The sequence below is a fragment of the Streptomyces sp. NPDC005533 genome, from assembly GCF_042871845.1.
Taxonomy (GTDB): domain Bacteria; phylum Actinomycetota; class Actinomycetes; order Streptomycetales; family Streptomycetaceae; genus Streptomyces.
Genome location: NZ_JBIAJH010000043.1, coordinates 18,743 through 36,461, shown reverse-complemented (window position 1 = coordinate 36,461; position 17,719 = coordinate 18,743). Strand labels below are relative to the sequence as shown.

Here is a 17,719-nt window from a genome sequence, read left to right as displayed (position 1 = left end):
GGCTGCCGATACCCGCCGGTCCCCGCCGTCGGGTCGACCGGGAGAATCCCACGGTATGAACTCTCCGTCACCGTGGGCTCCCTGGGGCTGGATGCTGCGCGCCGTGCGGGGGTACCCGCGTCGCGCGCCGCTGACCCTTGCCTACGTCTGCCTGCTCCTCGCCGGCCACGCCTGGGTCGGGTACGGGCTGTCCGCCGACCGGGCGGCCGAGGTGCTGGGCTACCTCAGCACCAATGTGGACAACCTGCGGGACCATCCGGTGTCCGCGCTGCTCGGCAGCGCGCTGTTCTTCGACGGCACGCTCACGGACGTCACATCGACCGACTTCGTGGGTACCTTCATCACCCTGGGTCTCGGTGTCTGCTGCTTCCTGGCCTGGGCGGAGCACCGGTGGGGAAAGCGACGCGCCGTGGCCGTTTTCCTCGGCGGACACGTCGCGGCCACGCTGCTCACCGCGGTCGTCATCACGGTGGCGCTGCGGCACGGCTGGTATCCGGCGGCCGTGCGGCAGTCCTTGGACTACGGGGTCAGTTACGGCGCCCAGACCGTGCTGGCGATCGGGACGCTCGCCCTGCCGCGCCGGGGCCGGCTGCCGTGGGCCGTGTTCGTCCTCGCGTGGCCGGTGGGCGGTGCCGAATGGTCAGGGCCGCTGCCGGACTTCACCACCGTCGGCCATCTCACGGCGGCGGCCATCGGCTTCCTGCTGCTGGGTGTCCCGGTTTTCAGGCGGCAACGGGTCCGCGCAGCCGAGCGGCCCTCCCCCGCCGGCGATGTCCGCGCTACCGAGCGGTCCTCCCCCGCGGGCGAGGTCGGGCCGCGCCGAGGCTCCGTTGTGGAAATCGACGTCGCCGGTGGCCGGCGCACCGACGCCTCCTGCGGCCTGAGCTCCGGCGACGCCGCGGTGAGAGGAGGGGTGGTCGGTCCGGTAGCGGCGTGTGTCACCGGTTTCAACTGGCTGGGGTGACGGGCCGTTTGTAGTACCGCCAGGGGAACCATCCCGCGCCGACCGGAATCCATCCTTCGGCTTCCAGTCGCCGGTGGCGCGCACCGGAGGGGAGGGTGACCCGGCAGTGTTCCCAGGGGTGGCCGGACTCCTCCACCTCGTGGAAGAAGGGGCCGTAGCCGACCATGTGCCAGCCGTCGCGGCCGGCCTCCTCCAGGGCGGCCATCTCGTCGAACGCGGTCAGTCCGCTGAGGGTGCGGCGCTTCGGGGCGTTCGGGCCCTCGGCGAGCGGTGCCGACGGCGCCGCCCCCGCGGTCTTGCCCGCGAAACGCTGCTGGGCGGCCTGACGGCTCACGCCCAGGACGCGGCCCACCGCGTCCCAGCTGTGGCCGGCGGACCTGGCTCCCTGGACGGCCTCGCGCAGCAGGCGGCCGGCCTCCTCGGCGCCGACGCGCGAGGCGTCCAGCAGGCGCAGGTACCCGTGGGCGTCGTGTTCGAGCGAGTCGGCCAGTCCGTCGGGGGCGCCGAGGACGGCTGCGGCGATCCCTTCCCGGATCCGGTCCGTCTCCGCCGGGTCCAGGAGTGGCTGGTCGCTCATCGGTGCAGCCCGGCGAGGGGTTCCAGGGCGTCGAGGACCGCCTCGTCGCGGCGTGCCTGCTCGGCGCTGTCGCGGGCCGCCCGGGCGGTCAGGGCGGCCGTGCCAGCGATGAGTACGAGGCTCCCGACGATCAGGGCGATGGTGACGAAGGTGCCGAGGCGGCCGCCGACCATCGCCGTCAGGGCGGGCAGGGTCACGGCGAGCGGCAGTACGGCGGCCATCGACGTGGTGGCCGGGAAGCGGTTGCGGTGCCGGACCCTCGCCCATCTCAAGATCAACATGCGTCAAGGAAACCTTGACGCGGGCTACTTGTCAAGAATTCCTTGACACCTGCGTCGCGCACCCCGGTGACCGGCGGCCACGAGGGCGCGCCCGCGCCAAAAAAGCGTTTGGTGGGCTCCGGCGGCGGCTGCTACGTTTCCGGAGGCCGTGCGAAAGAACGAGGAGGTGGTACCCGTGAACGCAGTATCGACATGGGTGCTCCCCTCCGGGGTCACGGTCGGACGCTAGACAGGTCGTCCGGGAGCGCCGTTTTTCAGTGCACTCCCGAAAGGCACGACCATGCGCTTCACTTCCGAGGAACGCCTCGACGACGGCGTCCGCGTACGCGAATTCACCCTCGGCGAGATCCCCGGCACCCTGTGGACGCCGGAAGCCGACGCACCGGCCCCGCTGGTCCTGATGGCCCACAACAACGGCCTGCCCAAGTCGGCAGACCGGCTGGTGGCCCGGGCTCGGCACACCGCGGCGAACGGCTACGCGGTGGCCGCCATCGACGCCCCCGGCTGCGGGGACCGGCCCCGTTCCGCCGCCGACGAGCAGGCCCGCGCGGACCTCCGCCGGGCGGTGCAGGCCGGCGAGCCCGTCGACGAGATCTTCGAGTCCTTCATCGGCCCGCTGGTCGAGAAGGCCGTACCGGAATGGCGGACCACCCTGGACGCCCTCCTCGCGCTGCCTGAGATCGACGGCCCGGTCGGGTACTCGGGGTGGACCGCCGTCGGCATCCACCTCGCGGCGGTCGAGCCGCGCATCGCCGCCGCCGGCCTCTTCGCCGGGGGTTACGTGCCCCGCGCCCAACGCGAGGAGGCCCGGCAGGTCACCGTACCGCTGCTGTTCCTGCTGCAGTGGGACGACGAAGGGAACCCCCGGCAGCGGGCCCTGGACCTGTTCGACGCCTTCGGCACCAAGGAGAAGACGCTGCACGCCAATACGGGCGGGCACACCGGCACCCCGTGGTTCGAAGTGGAAGACGGGGTCCGCTTCTTCGACCGCCACCTGAAGTGAGGCCGGGCCGCCGCCGGGCCGACAGCCGGCGGTAGGCGGTGGGCGGTAGGCGGTAGGCGGTAGGCGAGGTCTTCCGGGATGCCGCCCGCCGTGGACGGGTCCCGGCTCTCCCCTCGTCCCGTTTCACCGCGGGTCCCTGCCTACCGGGTAGGGGCCCGCGGTGCCCGAAGCCACGGACGGTGCGGTCGCGTCGATTACCTCCGGGGTAATCGCACCGTCCGACGCCCTCGGCTACGTTCGCGGTCATCAGCCACCCCCATCCCCGCAACGAAGGAGCCCGTGATGCCCGCTTACGGCTTCGCCCATCTCCGCAGCCGCCGCGACCACTCCGACGTCATCGAGTACCTGCAGCGCATCCAGGCGACCCTCGACCCCTTTGCGGGCCGCTTCGTCATCCACGGCCCGCCGGCCGAAGTCGTGGAGGGCACGTGGCCCGGCAGCATGGTGCTGATCGAGTTCCCCGGCCTGGCCGAAGCCCGCGCCTGGTACGACTCCCCGGCCTACCGGGCCATCCTGCGCCTGCGTAGCGACCACATCGAAGGCGACCTGCTGCTCATCGAAGGGGTCGGACCGAACTACGACCCGGCCGCACGAGCCCGCACGCTGCAGGCAGAAGCCGAACCCCGCTGACCCCCTACCGACGTCCGGCGCGGCGGCGCGCAGCCTGGAGTACGCGGCGCTCGGTGAAGGCGCCGTCTCCGTCCCGGGGCAGCGAGGCGTAGCGCTCCGTGGCGAGCTGATCGACCCGTGCGCTGTAGCGGGCCGCCGCCGCTTTGAACGCTTCCGCCGGTAGCAGGACAGTTCTTCTGCCGCGCGAAGGGAGCGCAAGAGCTCCTGGGTCAGTTGCAGGAGCCGACGCAGTTCGCTCTCGGCGGTGACGCTGCCGGCTTCCGCGTGGCCCTGTTCGGCCGCGCTTCGTCGAGCCTGCTGCTCCATGGCGAGGATCACGGCCTGACGTCGACGCTCCAGGGTCCGGAAGGTGACGCTCCCCGGTTCCGCCACCACCGCTTCGGCGGCCTCAACGGCCTTGGCCAGCTGCGGTGAGAACCGGGTGGCCGCGAGGGCAGCGGCTTCCTTCTCCTTGCGCTCGCCCTCGGCCCGCTGCTGCCGCAGCCCGGGCCAGGCGGGGAACTCCTCCGTGCCCGCGAGCTGGCCCCTGGTGCGGGGGCGGGCCTTCTCCGCCTTCGTCAGGCGGCTGTCCCACTCGCCCCGCAGGGTGTAGCTGTAGGCGCTGCAGCCCACGTGCCCCCAACCGCCGCCGAAGCCGAATCCGGGGCCGGGGCTGCCGTGTGACCAGCGCCCGTCGCTCTTGACGACCGGCTCCCCGCAGTTCCTGCACACATCCGTCTGCTGATCCGTCAACGCCCCAACTCTCCCCACCTCGTGCTGTCCACCCCGGCCCGATCACCGTACAGATCGACCGCCCCATGCGGACATCCGGCTCCGCGAACCCTCACCGACGGTGTTCACCGCCGGGTTGGTGGACGCGGCGATAGCCAAGCACGACCGAGTCGAGCTGCGCCATCGTCTCCTGCCGGCTCGGCTGGTCGCGTATTCGTCCTGTCGTTGGGGCGGGCCCGCGCTCGGCTGGGGGAGAGTGTGCTGGTCAGGCTTCAGCCGGGACCTGTGGCTCGATGCCGTCAGCGACGTCCTGGAGACGGGCCGTCTGGCGCAGAACGACTCGAGCGAGCCGTCGCGGTCTCCGGCGAGAGCTACGAAGTGCGGGAGTCCGCGCTGCACGCGGTCTGCACGGCCTCCACGCACTTCGAACCCCTGCTCGTCGCCTACGTCCTGGCGTTCACCACCCCCACTCCGAGGTCCGGCGGGAGGCCTCGGAGGCGGTGGCGGAACTCCACTGGCACCGAGGGGCAGCCCAGGAGGAGACAAGACGGCGTGTCACAGGTGTGCGGCGATGAGGTCCAGGTCGCCGCGGGTGAAGCCCGGGCCGTCGGAGCCGTCCGGGGCGAACGACTCGATGACGGCCTCGACGACGGGAGCGGCGTCCGTGCCGCCGATGTCGGTGAACTGAACGTGGTAGAAGACGAGCCGGCCGTCGATGTCCGCGTTGGAGATCTCCAGGACCTCGTCGAGCCAGTCGGCCGTCTTGGCCACGTTGCCCAGGGAGCGGTCCAGCTCGCGCAGAGCGTTGCGGCCGATGCCCGGCAGCAGGCCCGCGGTGAGGGCCGTGGCCTGGGCGAAGGTGCGTACGTCGGGCCAGAAGGTGTTGATGGGCCGCGGCCGGGACGCGTCCGTGAAGTCGAAGAAGGTGAGCGTGTGGCGGACGCACACGTGGTGCACGTTCTGCTCGGCCGCCGTCAGCCTCAGGGTGACCTGCCGTTCCCCCACGGTGGCGCGTACGGTGGCTGTCGCGGCCGCCGTCGCCGAATCGGCGTAGGCCGCTATCGACGGCACGTTCGCGCGCGCCGCGGCGAACAGGCGCCGGCCCTCCTCGACCGTGGGGAACGGCGTCATCCCCTTGCGCAGGTTCTGCTTGGTCTTGGAGTCGTACACCCACTGCTCGCGCAGCGGCGGGTACAGCACCCGCCCGTCGCGGTCGACCCGTTCGGCCGCGGTGTGCGCGGCCAGCAGGTGCCGGTGCAGGGTGGTCCACAGGGCGGCGTCGTACACGCCGCGCCCGCCGTCCGCGTCGGCGGCGGCCAGCCAGGCGGTCTCCAGATCCTTGAGCGCGAGCGACACGGCGTCCAGCCGACGGGTACCGGCCGCGCCCGGCACCGGCTCGGTGTCGGGGTCGAAGTTCATGCCCGGGTCGTTGGCGGGGCTCTGCGGGCCCAGCGACACCATCAGCGGGAGGTTCCACAGCAGGCGGTGGGGGTTGGGGCTGCCACCGGGCCCCGCCATGGCCACGGCCTCGCCGACGTCCTTCCCGGCCAAGGCCCAGCACAGGCTCCAGAACGCCTGCGCCGCCCCTTGGAGCTTCGAGTTCTGCGAGTTCCAGGCGGGGGTGACCTGTTCGGCGATCGAGCTGAGGCGCTCCTTGGAGATCTTGTGGTGCAGGGCGCCGGTCTTCCACTCGGCGGGTAACGCGTAGCCCTGCTTGCCGTCGTTCAGCGGCTTGACGGCCCACTTGGCCTTGTCCGGGACCTCGCGGGCGCTGCTCGGCGGCGGCGCGGGCCTGCCGGCGACTGGAGACGTTGTCATGGCGCTCCCCTCACGGCCGCTGAGTGCGGACCGCGCTCATCTTCTGCCGTCGGGGGGCGGCCGTCCACCGGTTCGGGCAGATGGGGAAGGGCGGAGACGACGGGCACCGCAAGGGCCGCCGCTACCGCCCCGCACGCCCCAGCCGGCACGCTTCATGACGATCCGTCAGACATGTCCCTGCCTGACCGGCCAAGATCCGAAAGACCCGAAAGGGGCGGGCCGGGCGTTGCCCGGGGAGCCGGCTCAGGCCTCCGCGGCGGCGTGGTGGTGGTCCAGCTCCCACGCGTGGTGCTTGAACTCGTGGCGGAAGTCGGCGTGGTCCTCCCACTGGCGGGCGATGCCGCGCAGCACGTCCCAGTTGTGCTCGACCGACTGGTCGATGACGCGGCGGGTGGCCGGCTCGGCCGTGTCGCGCTGCTCGATGAGGCCCTTGACGGCGGACGCCTCCAGGACGGAGTTGCGCAGCGCGCGCAGCGCGCGGGAGGTGTCGTCCATGCCGAAGCCGTACTCGCTGCCCGTCTCGGCGTCGAAGAGCGGGGTCAGCCGTGCCTCGATGAACGCGGTGATCCGCTCGAAGTGCTGCGCTTCCATCGGGGGCTCCCTCTCCTGCCGGACCACCACGTGTCCCCGGCGTCTCCGGTGCTTCTGCTGTTCGGCACCATTATCCAGCAGTCGTCCGGCAGCGGCGGCCGGCCTCGCCCCCCACCCCAACTCCCCCCTCAACCCGGTGATTTCCTCATGATCTATTTTGGGGACCGCTGTGAGGGCCGTGAGGAAGAAGGTGACCCCGTGGACGACCGTTCCGGCTTGACCGAGCAGTTCGAAGAGCACCGATCTCATCTGAGAGCGGTGTCCTACCGGATGCTCGGTTCGCTCGCGGAGGCCGAGGACGCCGTGCAGGAGGCATGGCTGCGCCTCGACCGGTCCGACGTCAGGGAGGTCGAGAACCTCGGCGGCTGGCTGACCACGGTCGTGTCCCGCGTGTGCCTGAACATGCTGCGCTCCCGGGAGTCCCGGCGCGAGGACTCCATCGGGGCCTTCCCCGCCGATCCCGTCGTCGGCCGTGAGGACGCGGTCGACCCCGAGCAGGAGGCCGTACTCGCCGACTCGGTCGGGCTGGCCCTGCTGGTGGTGCTCGACACCCTCGCGCCGGCCGAGCGGCTGGCGTTCGTGCTGCACGACCTGTTCGCCGTGCCCTTCGACGAGATCGCCCCGCTGATCGAGAAGACCCCGGCGGCGACCCGCCAGCTCGCCAGTCGCGCCCGCCGCCGGGTCAGGGGGGTCCCGCTGGTGTCCGAGGCCGATCTCAGCCGCCAGCGCCGTGTCGTGGACGCCTTCCTGGCCGCCACCCGCGGCGGCGATTTCGACGCGCTGGTCTCGCTGCTCCATCCCGACGTGGTGCTCCGTGCCGACAAGGCCGTCGGCCCCACCCCAGCCCCCCTCTCCTTCACCGGCGCCGTCACCGTCGCCACCGGCGCGATGGCCGCCATGCAGCGCGCGCAGCACACGCAACCCGCCCTTGTCGGTGGTGTGGTCGGCCTGGCGATGGCCCCGCTGGGACGACTCGTCCTGGTGCTCCGCTTCACCGTCGAGGACGGCCTGATCACCGAGATCGACGTCGTCGCGGAGCCGGAGCGTCTCGACGAGCTGGAACTCGCCGCGCTCGACGCCTGACCGCGGCCCGGGCCCCACCCCGGGCTCGACGCCGGCCGGGAAGCGGCCGTAGCGATTCCGTGCCGCGGCCGCCCCTTCTGGGCCGCGGCACGGCGCTCCCATACTGGCGCCGTGACCGACTACGTCAAGCACGTGCCGACCGCCGCGATACCGGAGGGCGGGGTCATGACGTGGGGCGTGGACGACGCCCGGCGCTGGCTCCGCGCCCGCGTCCCGGCGGCGTTCGCCCCCGTCGCCGGCAGCCGGCTCCTCGGCGGCCTGGTCGTCCTCTCGATCGGGCTGACGGCGCTCGCCGCGGAGCCCGTGCACGGAGCGGGCTGGCGGGGCTACGCCATGGGTGTCCTGCTGATCGCCCTGCCGTTCTGGTTCCGCTCCTTGCCCGTGGCCACCCTGCTGGCCTCACCCGTCCTCACGGTGGACGCCGCACGCGCGCTGCCCGCCGCCGACCACGCGGCGGGCGCGGTCGGCCACGGCCTGGTCCTGGCGCTGGCCGCCTGGGCGTTCACGGGGGCGCTGGTCCGCCTCCGCGCCCGCCGACGCCAGCGCGAACTCGCCCTCGCCGCAGCCGGACCCGCCCGTTTCCCGCTGCCGGACCCGCTGCCCGCCGCACACCGGCGCCGCGGACTGACGGGGATCGCCGTCGGCTCCGCGTGCTGCCTCGGGGCCGCCGTGGCCCTCGCCGTCGGCGGCCTCGTCGACGTGCGGGCCTCGGGCAGCGCGCACCCGTACGATCCCCGGGGCCTACAGGCGCTCGCCCTCGTGCTCCTGGTTCCCGGCACGACCGTGCTCGGCCGCGGCCTGGGCCGCCGCCTGGCCGCGCGCCGGCTGGACGGTCGGCCGCAGCCCGCGCTCCTGGTCGGCGTACGGATCTCCCGGTCCGGACTCCACTGGCTCCACCCGGACGCCGAAACCCCGGCCGGACCTCCCCTGATCGCCCACCGGGCGCGGGCCCGGGACGTCGTCGCCGGACGGCGGACCCTCCTCTCCGGCTCAGAACGGACCCTGCGCACCGCCCACCACGACGTCGACGCCCACGCGGAACCTTTCGAAGCGGTCCTCTACGGAGTCCCGTACGAGGGGGCCGAGGTCATCCTGGAGAGCGCCGTCTACGAAGGCGGCACCCGCCTCGTCTCGTACGTCACCGCCGCCCCACTGCTCCCACGTCGCCGGCACGGACTGCGCGGCTGGAAGCCGGCCCGGCGCTCCCACCGCGAGGCCGTCCGGGAAGCGGCACGCCTGGCCGAGGAGAGGAGGCGGGAACGGGAGCAGGAACGGGAACGAGAACGAGCGGGGTCGAAGAACTCGGACTCCGCCTCGGGCGGCTGCGGCGGAGGCTGTAGTGGGGGCTGCGGCGGCGGCTGCGGTGGATGTGGCTGCGGCTGACTCCCGACCGCGGGCTCCGACCGCGGGACCGGACTGCGGGCTCCGACTGCGGGCTCCGCCCGCGGACTTCGCCGCCGCTCAGTGGAACGCTTCGGCCCCGATGCCTCTCTAGCCTGGTGCGCACCGGTTGGCGGTGCTCTGGACCGCCGCGTCCGGATCGAGACGTCGTAGAGGGCTCCGCTGATCCATGGGTCTGACAAGTAGTGCGCTCCTGCTGAGTGTCGTGCTCTGCACGGCATTGACCTTCGCGGCCACGGTGTGGCTCTGGCCCCGGCTGGCCCGCGGGAGCCGTTCACGGGTGGCGGGGCGCGCGGGACTGCTCGTCCTCGTGCAGGTGTTCCTGTTCGCGTCGGTCGCGCTCGCGGCCAACCGCAGCCTCCTGATCTACGGTTCCTGGGCGGACCTGGCGGGGCGGGCGCGTCAGGAGGCGGTGCGCCCCGGGGTGGCCGTGGAGGTGCTGGGGCGTCAGGCTCCGGGCGTGCCCGGTGGCGGGAATCCACTGGTGAGCGGTGTGATCGAGAAGGTGAACCTGCACGGCGAGCGCTCCGGGAGGGCCGCCCAGGCCTACGTGTACCTGCCGCCGGAGTACTTCCAGAAGGGCAACGAGCAGCGGAAGTTCCCCGCGGCCGTCGTCCTGACGGGTTATCCGGGCACGGCGGAGAACCTGCTGAAGGGGCTGCGCTATCCGAAGACGGCTTGGACGCTGGCCAAGGAGAAGAAGGCGCCGCCGATGATCCTGGTGATGATGCGGCCCACGGTCTCGGCCGAGAACACCCAGTGCGTCGACGTCCGCGGCGGCGGCCCCCAGAGCGAGACCTTCTTCGGTACGGACCTCACCAAGGCCGTGTCGAGCTCGTACCGCATCGGCGGCTCGGCGCGGAACTGGGGCATCATCGGCGATTCCACCGGCGGCTACTGCGCCCTGAAGATGACGGTGCAGCATCCGGAGACCTACGCGGCCGGGGTTGGCCTCTCGGCGGACTACAAGCCGGAGGTCGACCAGTACTCCGGCGATCTCTTCCACGGTGACAAGGACGAGGAGAAACGATCCGACCTGCTGTGGCATCTCGCCAACCGGCCGCAGGGCGCGTCCTCGTTCCTCGTGACGACCTCGCTGCAGGGCGAGGAGAACTACAAGCCGACCCAGCAGTTCATCAAGGCGGTGAAGGACCCGGCCCGCGTCTCGTCGATCACGCTCGACCGCGGAGGACACAGCTTCAACACCTGGAACCGTGAGATCCCGCCGGCCCTGGAGTGGATCGGCGGGCGACTCGGCGCCGAGTAGCCGAGTAGCGGCGCCCCTCCGCAGCACCGCGCTGCTCGTGGCCCGCGCGGTCGAAGCTGCGCGGGCACGGCCACCGCCACGTCCGAGAGGCACCCTCTACGGGGCCAGTACGTCCAGCTCCTCCAGCGCGCCCATCGCGATCTGCCGGGTCAGCGCCTCGGCGCGGGCCGCGTCTCCCTCCCGTACCGCCTCGGCCACCTGGACGTGGAGGGTGACGGCCGCCGGGTCGGGGTCGTGGAACATCACCGCGTGTTCGGTGCGTCCGGTGAGGACCTCCGCGACCACGTCCCCGAGCCGGGCGAACATCTCGTTGCCGGAGGCGTTCAGCACGACGCGGTGGAAGGCGATGTCGTGGTGCAGGTAGCCGTCGAGCTGGTGGCCGCGCGAGGTGCGGACCATCCCGAGGGCCGCCTCGGTCAGTTCGGCGCACTGCTCGGGGGTGGCCAGGGTCGCGGCGAGCCCGGCCGCGACCGGCTCGATCGCGGAGCGCAGCACGGTGAGGGACCGCAGCTGCCGGGGCCGGTCGGCGCCCGCCAGTCGCCAGCGGATCACGCGCGGGTCGTAGACGTTCCACTCGTCGGTGGGGCGGACCGTCACGCCGACCCGGCGGCGGGACTCGACCAGGTGCATGGACTCCAGGACGCGGACGACCTCCCGTACCACCGTGCGGGAGGCGTCGAAGCGTTGGGCGATCTCGTCCGTGCGCAGGACGCTGCCCGGCGGGTACTCCCCCGCCGTGATCGCGAGCCCGAGGGTGTCCAGCACGTGGGAGTGGAGCCCCTGCCCAGGACTGCCTTCGGTGGTCATGGCGTAAGCGTACGGTCACTCCCCCTTGGGCCAAAGATGCGATGTATGCCACTCAACCCTTGAATAAGTAGTACTTAATGCGCTTCAGTGGTGCCGCACGAACCGATGTCGACGAGGACAGCGAGGTAGGCGTGAGCACCCAGCGCGTCATTGTGGTGATGGGCGTGGCCGGCACGGGCAAGACGACCGTGGGCCGGCTGCTCGCGACGGCGCTCGGCCTTCCGTACGCGGAGGGCGACGCGTTCCACCCCGCGGCCAACGTCGCCAAGATGTCGGCCGGCACCCCCCTGGACGACGCGGACCGGTGGCCGTGGCTCGACGCCATCGGCCAGTGGATCCGTGACTGCGCCGGGCTGCGGGGCGGGGTGGTCGCCGCCTCCTCCCTGAAGCGCGCCTACCGCGACCGGCTGCGGGCCGCGGCCCCCGGAGCGGTCTTCGTCCACCTCACCGGTGAGCGTCCGCTGATCGAGGAGCGGATGGCGGCCCGCAAGGGCCACTTCATGCCCACCACCCTCTTGGACTCGCAGTTCGCCACCCTGGAGCCGCTCCAGGAGGACGAGCTCGGTGTCGTCGTCGAGGTGTCCGGGTCCCCCGAAGAGATCACCGAACGTGCCCTGGCCGCCCTGCGCCGCCTGGACCCGGACGGACACGGCCCGGCCGAAGACGGCACGGACGGACACGGCACGTACGGACACGGCACCGGCGGACATCGCACGTCCTCGAACCACTCCCTCCGGAACTAAGGAAGCAACGTCACCGTGACCAGTCTCAGCGTCGAGACTCTGGCGGCGGCCGGCACCGGTCCGATCACCTCGGCCGGGAACACCCAGCTGGGGATCGCCGTCCTCGCGGGCATCGCCGTCATCGTCCTGCTCATCACCCGTCTCAAGCTGCACGCCTTCCTGGCCCTGACGGTCGGCTCGCTGGCCCTCGGGGTGTTCGCGGGCGCGCCGTTGGCCAAGACCATCGCCAGTTTCACCGCCGGACTCGGCGCCACGGTCGCGGGAGTCGGCGTACTGATCGCCCTCGGCGCGATCCTCGGCCGGCTGCTGGCCGACTCGGGCGGCGCGGACGAGATCGTGGACACGATCCTCGCCCGGGCCAAGGGCCGGGCCATGCCCTGGGCGATGGTGCTGATCGCCTCGGTGATCGGGCTGCCGCTCTTCTTCGAGGTCGGCATCGTGCTGCTGATCCCGGTGGTCCTGCTGGTGGCCAAGCGGGGCAACTACTCCCTGATGCGGATCGGCATCCCGGCGCTGGCCGGCCTCTCCGTGATGCACGGGCTGACACCGCCGCACCCCGGGCCGCTCGTCGCCATCGACGCGTTGCACGCGAACCTGGGGGTCACGCTCGCGCTCGGTGTCGTCGTCGCGATCCCGACCGTGATCATCGCCGGACCGCTGTTCTCGCGGTACGCGGCGCGCTGGGTGGACATACCGGCGCCGGAGCGCATGGTCACGGAGCGCCCCTCGGCCGACTTGGAGCACCGCCCGCGGTTCGGGGCGACGGTCTTCACCGTGCTGCTGCCGGTGGCCCTGATGCTGGTCAAGGCCTTGGTCGACATCGTGGTCAACGACCCCGCCAACCCGGTGCAGCGCGTGACCGACGTCGCGGGCTCCCCGCTGATCGCCCTGCTCGCCGCCGTGCTGGTGGGCATGTTCACCCTCGGCCGGGCGGCCGGCTTCACCAAGGGGCAGCTGTCGGCCACGGTGGAGAAGTCCCTGGGCCCGATCGCGGGCATCCTGCTGATCGTGGGCGCCGGCGGCGGCTTCAAGCAGACCCTGATCGACGTGGGCGTGGGCCAGATGATCCTGGACCTGTCGAAGGGCTGGGCCATACCGACGCTCCTCCTGGCCTGGCTCATCGCCGTGGCCATCCGCCTGGCGACCGGTTCGGCGACGGTGGCCACCATCTCGGCGGCCGGCCTCGTGGCCCCGCTCGCGGCCGGCATGTCCACCACGGAGACCGCTCTGCTGGTCCTCGCCATCGGGTCGGGCTCGCTCTTCTTCAGCCACGTCAACGACGCCGGCTTCTGGATGGTCAAGGAGTACTTCGGGATGAGCGTCGGGCAGACCCTCAAGACCTGGTCGGTGATGGAGACGATCATCTCGGTGGTGGGCCTGGGCTTCGTCCTGCTGCTGTCACTGGTGGTGTAGCCGCACGGGCAGCCGGCCCTGCAGTTGGGCGGCGGCGAGGGCGAGGCCGTCCGCCGCCGTCTCGCAACGGGTTGCGAGGTTCGCGACCTCGGCGCACAGGGCCTCGGTCTGCGGACCGTGCCAGTCCGGCGCGGCCGCGGCCGCGCTCAACCGGGCCGCGTGCGTGCGCAGCGCGGCGGCGTGGCCCCGCAGGTCGCCGGCCGGCGGTCGCGGGGCGGGCCGGGGCGGCCGGCCGGCGACCCGGCGCTTGGCCGGGCGGCGGGCGGGAGCGCGCGCCGCCGAGGGCCGTTCGGGCAGGCCCTGGCCGCGGTCGCAGAAGGCCCAGAAGGCGGCGCCGAGGCCGAGCAGCGGTCTGGCGGTCTCGGCCCGGCCGGTGGCGACCTGCCAGCCGGCGTGGTCGTTGAAGGGATTGGCGTCGGTCAGGGCCTTCCAGGCGAGGATGTCGGCGAAGGACGGGGCCAGCAGGGCGAAGGCGTGCTCGGCGCCCTGGTCGCGCAGGATCGTGCGGAACAGGCGGACGGCCTCGGCCTGTCGGCCCGCCCCGACGGCCCGTAGGACCGCCGCCGCGCCGGGATCGTCCAGGAGTTCGGGACGGCCCGCGCTCGCCGCCCGGATCCGGGCCTTGAGTCCGCAGACGGCGATGCTGATGGCGAGGCTCTCCCGGCTCACCAGGACGCCGGCGAGCCGGCCGGCCCGGGCGACGCCCCGGCCGCGCGGGGCCCAGCCGAGGCCCGCCGGGTCGGTCAGCGTACGGAGCAGGGTGCGCCAGCCTCGCCGGGCGCTGCCGCCGCGGGCGAGGGCGGCGGCGGGCAGGCGGGCGCCGAGGGCCAGGCCGGAGGCGTAGCGGGCGGCCTCGCCTACCGCATCGGCGGCCTCGGCGAGGGCGCGGCACGGGGCGTCGAGCAGGTCGACGGCCGGGTCGGTGAACGCGGAGGTCGCGGCGTCGGGCATGGGATCCTCGTGGGGGTCGGCAGGCTTCGGCACGTGCGGCGGGCTACGGCAGGTTCGGGAACCGGGTGGCGGGTTCGGGGACCACTGGCAGGTTCGAGAACGTGTGGCAGGTTCAAGAAGTAGGCGTCGGCCAGGGAGCGGGCGGCGGTCGGGGACCGGGTGGTCGGTTCGTGGAGGGGGCGTCAGTCAGGGAGCGGGCGGCGGGGTCGGAGACCGGCCGCAGGCGGGGCGTGGCGTTCGGGTTCGGGCGGGGAGGGGGCGCCGCCGCACGCCCGCCGTCAGCGGTGGGTGAGCGTGAGCCTGATGCCCTGCGGGTCGAGCGCCGCGGGCAGCGGTCCCACCGGGTCCAGGACCGGCCGGGTGGACCTGATCCGATGGCCCCGCAGCACCTCGGCGCAGAGCGCGGCCGTGATCATCAGGCCGAGCTGGTCGCCCGGGCAGCGGCCGCCGCCATGGCTGAAGGGCGCCATCCGGATGTCCTGGTCCGCGCGCGGGTTCTTCCAGCGGCCCGGCACGAACACGTGGGCCGCCGGTACCCGTTCGGGGTCGCGCTGGTGGAACGCGGCCGGCAGCAGCACCGAGGTGCCGGCCGGGTAGCGCACGCCCCGCCATTCGGTCTCGGCCCGGGTGACGCGGATCAGGTCGGGCACCACCGGGTACAGCCGCAGGGACTCCCGTACGCAGGCACGCAGCCGGGGCAGTTCGCCCCGGCCCGGGCCGGCGGCGGTCTCGGCGGCCGCCTCCGCCGCGGCCGCGTCCTGCTCCGCGGGGTGCGCGCCGAGCAGCAGCAGGGTGCGCAGCAGAGTCTCGGGGACGGCGCCCATCGCCAGCAGCCACTGCTCGGCCTCGCCGACCGTGTCCAAGGTGCCCGTGGGGTCGGCGTGGCGGGCGGCCCGCCCGACGAGGGTGCCGCCGTCGGCGTGGCGGGCGTACTCCTGGATGCGGGCGTGCGCCTTGTCCCGCACCGAGCGGGTGGTGCGGGCGGTGCGCACCCGGCCGCCGCGCAGGCCCTTGCCCTCGGCGCGCAGTTGGGCGAGCCAGCCGGCGAGCTCCTCGTCGGCGGCGGCCGCGTCGCCGAGCACGATCCGCCGGGCGGCCCGGTTCACGGCGTGCCGGGCGCGGACGAGGTCGAGGGTGCCGGTGGCGGTCAGGTGCCGGGCCTCGTCGGCGACGGCCGCCAGGTAGGCCCCGCAGGAGGGGTGCACGGGCAGGTCGGCGGCCAGTACCTCGGCGCTGACCTGGCGCCGTTCCGTGTGCAGTTCGGCCCGCGAGCAACCGGAGCCGGCGGGTTCCGCCGCGTCCAGGCCCCGGCACTTGGCCGGCGGGTCGGCCGCGAGGACGCTGACGGGTTCCTCGTAGAACCGGCGCAGGTCCTGCGGGTCGAGGAGGACGAGGACCGTCCGGCCGGAGCGGGTGCGTACGAGGGCGGGGGCGTCGCCGTGCCGGGCGCGCAGGGCGCGCAGCGCGGCGGCGGAGGCGCGCACCTCGCCCGGCCGACTGGGGCGGCCGGGGGCGAGGCCGTGCAGGAGGGAGCGCAGGACGCCGAGGGCGACGGGGGCGGAGGTGGGGGTGGCGGTGGCGGTGGCGGATGAGGAGGCGGCGGCCGAATGCCGGGACGATTCCTTTACGGATGTCCGCCGGTCGGCGGTTTCCGCGCCGAGCCCCGTCCCGGCCGGCCCCCGGTCCGCGAGCGGGGTCCCGCCGCGGGGTGACCGACCGACGCGCTCGGTGCGGCGGCGGGCGGATCCACCGGCCGCCCGGACGGCGCCGGGAGCGGACCGCACCGGCAGCCGGGTCCGCTCGGCGAGGGCCCGAACCCGGGCCTTGAGCCCGTCCAGGGCGACCCCTTGGACCGTACGCATCCGTGTACCTCCGCAGCCGGACCGACAACGGTCGGTGACGTCGGCATCACCGTACGTCCCGACCGCGCACTCCGCGCTCCGACTACGCCAGGGGGTCCAGCCCGACGAGCAGGGCGGCGGTGTCGAGTCCGGTGGTGAGGTACGAGGTGAAGGTCTCGTTGTGCAGGGCTTGCGGGGAGCGGTGGCGGCGTACGAGCGCGATGGCCTCGGCGGGTGCGAGGCCCCGGTCGACGAGGCACTGGGCGACGACGAGGCCGGACCGGTTGTAGCCCGAGTGGCAGCGGACCAGTGTGGTGAGTCCGCTGTCGAGGGCGAGTCCGGCGGTGCGGGCGAGGCGCTGGACGGTGCGGAGCTGGGCTGCGGTGAGTTCGGCGTCGGGCATCTGCTCCACGACGTGCTCGGCGCGCGGGCCGGGGCCGTGCCCGGTGCGGGTGAAGAGGCTGATCACGAGGTCGAACTCGTCGGACACCACGGCGGGGCGCAGCTCCCCCGCCGGGTCGGTCCAGTAGTGCCCGCCCATCCACAGGCCGGGTGCGATCTCGTCCCACGGGGAGGGCGGCGGCCCGGGCACGTAGCGGTCGCTCGGGCGGGTCTGCTTCACGGGGCCGGGACCTCCTGGTGGGGCGGCCCCCAGCATCGCATACAACGGGCCTTCACCTGGGCCGGGTTGGGGCGAAGACGGCCTCGCGGAAAGTGGTGCGCAGCGGGCTGCGGCCCCCGGACGGCAGGAGGACCGCCCAGCGGCCGTGGCGCGGGGAGACCCACAGCGCGGGGCCGCCGTCCTGCGGGGCGTGGTGGGCCCAGACGCCGTGCGGGGCGGGGTGCCAGAGGAGGCCGCGGGCCGGGGTGAGTTCGCCGGTGCGGATGCGGAGGGACTCGCTGGTCCAGGCGCGGGTGATGCCGCGGGCGGTCTCCGGGGAGCCGCCGGTGTCGGTGGGGGCGAGGAGGTGGCGCAGGAAGCGGACGAGGTCGGCGAGGGGCGCGCGCAGGGTGCCGTCGGCGAACCGGGTCCCGGCCATGCCGAGGGGGTGCCAGACCCGGGTGGCCGCGAGGTCGGCGAGGGGGCTGCCGCAGACGTGTTCGGCGAGGCGGGTGAGGAGGGCGGTCCCCCCGGGGCGGGTGAGCAGGTGGTGGGCGGTGGTCCCGGCGGGCGCGCCGGCGGCGGCCGCGTCCCCGTAGGCGGTGAGCGAGGTGTGCAGGTGGATCGCGCCCTCGTCGACGAGGCTCCCCACGACCGGCCACAGCGCGAGGACGGCGGTGAGGCCGCCGACATCGAAGCCCGCGTCCCCCGTACTCACGTCCCCGGCGCCCGTGTCCCCGCCGCCCGTGCTCGCGAAGCCCGTGTCCCCGGCGCCCGCAATCGCGGCGCCCCTCCTCCCGCGGGCCGCGTTCGCGGGGGCCGATCCCGCGTGGACGCCTTCCGCGCCGCCGACGGCCCAGACCGCCCCGGGGTCGGCGGACTCGACGAGAGTCCGGATGTCGTCTGCCTGGTCGCTCAGGAGCGTCATGGTCCCTCACGTTATCCAGCCCGGCCCGGCCTCCCGGCACGTCGTGGCGCATTCGCGTCCCCCGCCACCCGAATGGGGCGAGGGACGCGAAGGGGGGCGGGGCGCCCGT

General features: G+C 73.6%; 17 protein-coding genes and 1 pseudogene. 9 read left to right on the top strand and 9 right to left on the bottom strand.

The features are described from left to right. Nucleotides 1–55 precede the first annotated feature (55 nt). Nucleotides 56–964: a rhomboid-like protein gene (locus ACFYP3_RS30650; protein WP_388839551.1), complete on the top strand. Its 909-nt coding sequence runs from the start codon at nucleotides 56–58 to the stop codon at nucleotides 962–964. Here the strand turns inward: ACFYP3_RS30650 and ACFYP3_RS30645 are convergent. Together ACFYP3_RS30645 and ACFYP3_RS30640 are read right to left on the bottom strand one after the other, a co-directional pair. Continuing rightward, nucleotides 948–1,541, bottom strand: coding sequence for a hypothetical protein (locus ACFYP3_RS30645; protein ID WP_388839548.1), 594 nt, complete (start codon nucleotides 1,539–1,541; stop codon nucleotides 948–950). The genes ACFYP3_RS30650 and ACFYP3_RS30645 overlap by 17 nt on opposite strands. Then, nucleotides 1,538–1,822: a hypothetical protein gene (locus ACFYP3_RS30640; protein WP_388839546.1), complete on the bottom strand. Its 285-nt coding sequence runs from the start codon at nucleotides 1,820–1,822 to the stop codon at nucleotides 1,538–1,540. Before ACFYP3_RS30640 ends, ACFYP3_RS30645 begins: the two co-directional genes overlap by 4 nt. Nucleotides 1,823–2,102: 280 nt before the next feature. On the opposite strand from ACFYP3_RS30640, the gene ACFYP3_RS30635 reads away from it, so the two are divergent. The 3 genes from ACFYP3_RS30635 (at nucleotide 2,103) to ACFYP3_RS30625 (ending at nucleotide 3,869) form a co-directional block, all read left to right on the top strand. Continuing rightward, nucleotides 2,103–2,825: a dienelactone hydrolase family protein gene (locus ACFYP3_RS30635; protein WP_388839543.1), complete on the top strand. Its 723-nt coding sequence runs from the start codon at nucleotides 2,103–2,105 to the stop codon at nucleotides 2,823–2,825. A gap of 282 nt (nucleotides 2,826–3,107) precedes the next feature. Continuing rightward, nucleotides 3,108–3,455, top strand: coding sequence for a DUF1330 domain-containing protein (locus ACFYP3_RS30630; RefSeq protein WP_388839540.1), 348 nt, complete (start codon nucleotides 3,108–3,110; stop codon nucleotides 3,453–3,455). Nucleotides 3,456–3,668: 213 nt separating this feature from the next. Further along, entirely contained in the window at nucleotides 3,669–3,869 is a 201-nt protein-coding gene (locus ACFYP3_RS30625) for a hypothetical protein (RefSeq protein WP_388839538.1), read from the top strand. Between the two features lie 852 nt (nucleotides 3,870–4,721). On the opposite strand, the gene ACFYP3_RS30620 is transcribed toward ACFYP3_RS30625, so the two are convergent. Both ACFYP3_RS30620 and ACFYP3_RS30615 read right to left on the bottom strand, forming a co-directional pair. Next, nucleotides 4,722–5,984, bottom strand: coding sequence for a hypothetical protein (locus ACFYP3_RS30620; RefSeq protein WP_388839535.1), 1,263 nt, complete (start codon nucleotides 5,982–5,984; stop codon nucleotides 4,722–4,724). A gap of 243 nt (nucleotides 5,985–6,227) precedes the next feature. Beyond that, entirely contained in the window at nucleotides 6,228–6,575 is a 348-nt protein-coding gene (locus tag ACFYP3_RS30615; RefSeq protein WP_388839532.1) for a hypothetical protein, read from the bottom strand. Nucleotides 6,576–6,773: 198 nt separating this feature from the next. Here ACFYP3_RS30615 and ACFYP3_RS30610 point away from each other — a divergent pair, with 198 nt between their 5' ends. The 3 genes from ACFYP3_RS30610 (at nucleotide 6,774) to ACFYP3_RS30600 (ending at nucleotide 10,326) form a co-directional block, all read left to right on the top strand. Next, nucleotides 6,774–7,658: a sigma-70 family RNA polymerase sigma factor gene (locus tag ACFYP3_RS30610; protein ID WP_388839529.1), complete on the top strand. Its 885-nt coding sequence runs from the start codon at nucleotides 6,774–6,776 to the stop codon at nucleotides 7,656–7,658. A 111-nt stretch (nucleotides 7,659–7,769) separates the two neighbouring features. Beyond that, nucleotides 7,770–9,041, top strand: coding sequence for a hypothetical protein (locus ACFYP3_RS30605; RefSeq protein WP_388839526.1), 1,272 nt, complete (start codon nucleotides 7,770–7,772; stop codon nucleotides 9,039–9,041). 187 nt (nucleotides 9,042–9,228) lie between these two features. After that, nucleotides 9,229–10,326 (top strand): alpha/beta hydrolase, encoded by a 1,098-nt coding sequence (locus ACFYP3_RS30600; protein ID WP_388839523.1) that lies wholly within the window; start codon nucleotides 9,229–9,231, stop codon nucleotides 10,324–10,326. Between the two features lie 96 nt (nucleotides 10,327–10,422). On the opposite strand, the gene ACFYP3_RS30595 is transcribed toward ACFYP3_RS30600, so the two are convergent. Continuing rightward, complete coding sequence (locus ACFYP3_RS30595) at nucleotides 10,423–11,133, bottom strand: FadR/GntR family transcriptional regulator (protein ID WP_388839520.1); 711 nt, start codon at nucleotides 11,131–11,133, stop codon at nucleotides 10,423–10,425. 131 nt (nucleotides 11,134–11,264) lie between these two features. On the opposite strand from ACFYP3_RS30595, the pseudogene ACFYP3_RS30590 reads away from it, so the two are divergent. Next, a pseudogene (locus ACFYP3_RS30590) lies at nucleotides 11,265–11,771 on the top strand (gluconokinase); the annotation flags it as partial. A gap of 120 nt (nucleotides 11,772–11,891) precedes the next feature. Continuing rightward, nucleotides 11,892–13,289, top strand: a complete 1,398-nt coding sequence (locus ACFYP3_RS30585; RefSeq protein WP_388839517.1) for a gluconate:H+ symporter — start codon at nucleotides 11,892–11,894, stop codon at nucleotides 13,287–13,289. Here the strand turns inward: ACFYP3_RS30585 and ACFYP3_RS30580 are convergent. From ACFYP3_RS30580 to ACFYP3_RS30565, 4 genes are all read right to left on the bottom strand, one after another. Then, nucleotides 13,275–14,240 carry a hypothetical protein gene (locus ACFYP3_RS30580; protein WP_388839514.1) on the bottom strand — a complete coding sequence of 322 codons (966 nt, stop codon included), beginning with the start codon at nucleotides 14,238–14,240 and terminating at the stop codon, nucleotides 13,275–13,277. The two genes, ACFYP3_RS30585 and ACFYP3_RS30580, sit on opposite strands and share 15 nt — an antisense overlap. A 278-nt stretch (nucleotides 14,241–14,518) precedes the next feature. After that, nucleotides 14,519–16,102: a cytochrome P450 gene (locus ACFYP3_RS30575; protein WP_388839511.1), complete on the bottom strand. Its 1,584-nt coding sequence runs from the start codon at nucleotides 16,100–16,102 to the stop codon at nucleotides 14,519–14,521. 82 nt (nucleotides 16,103–16,184) lie between these two features. Next, complete coding sequence (locus ACFYP3_RS30570; protein WP_388839508.1) at nucleotides 16,185–16,703, bottom strand: protein phosphatase; 519 nt, start codon at nucleotides 16,701–16,703, stop codon at nucleotides 16,185–16,187. Between the two features lie 52 nt (nucleotides 16,704–16,755). Then, nucleotides 16,756–17,610, bottom strand: a complete 855-nt coding sequence (locus ACFYP3_RS30565) for a hypothetical protein (RefSeq protein WP_388839505.1) — start codon at nucleotides 17,608–17,610, stop codon at nucleotides 16,756–16,758. Between the last annotated feature and the right edge of the window lie 109 nt (nucleotides 17,611–17,719).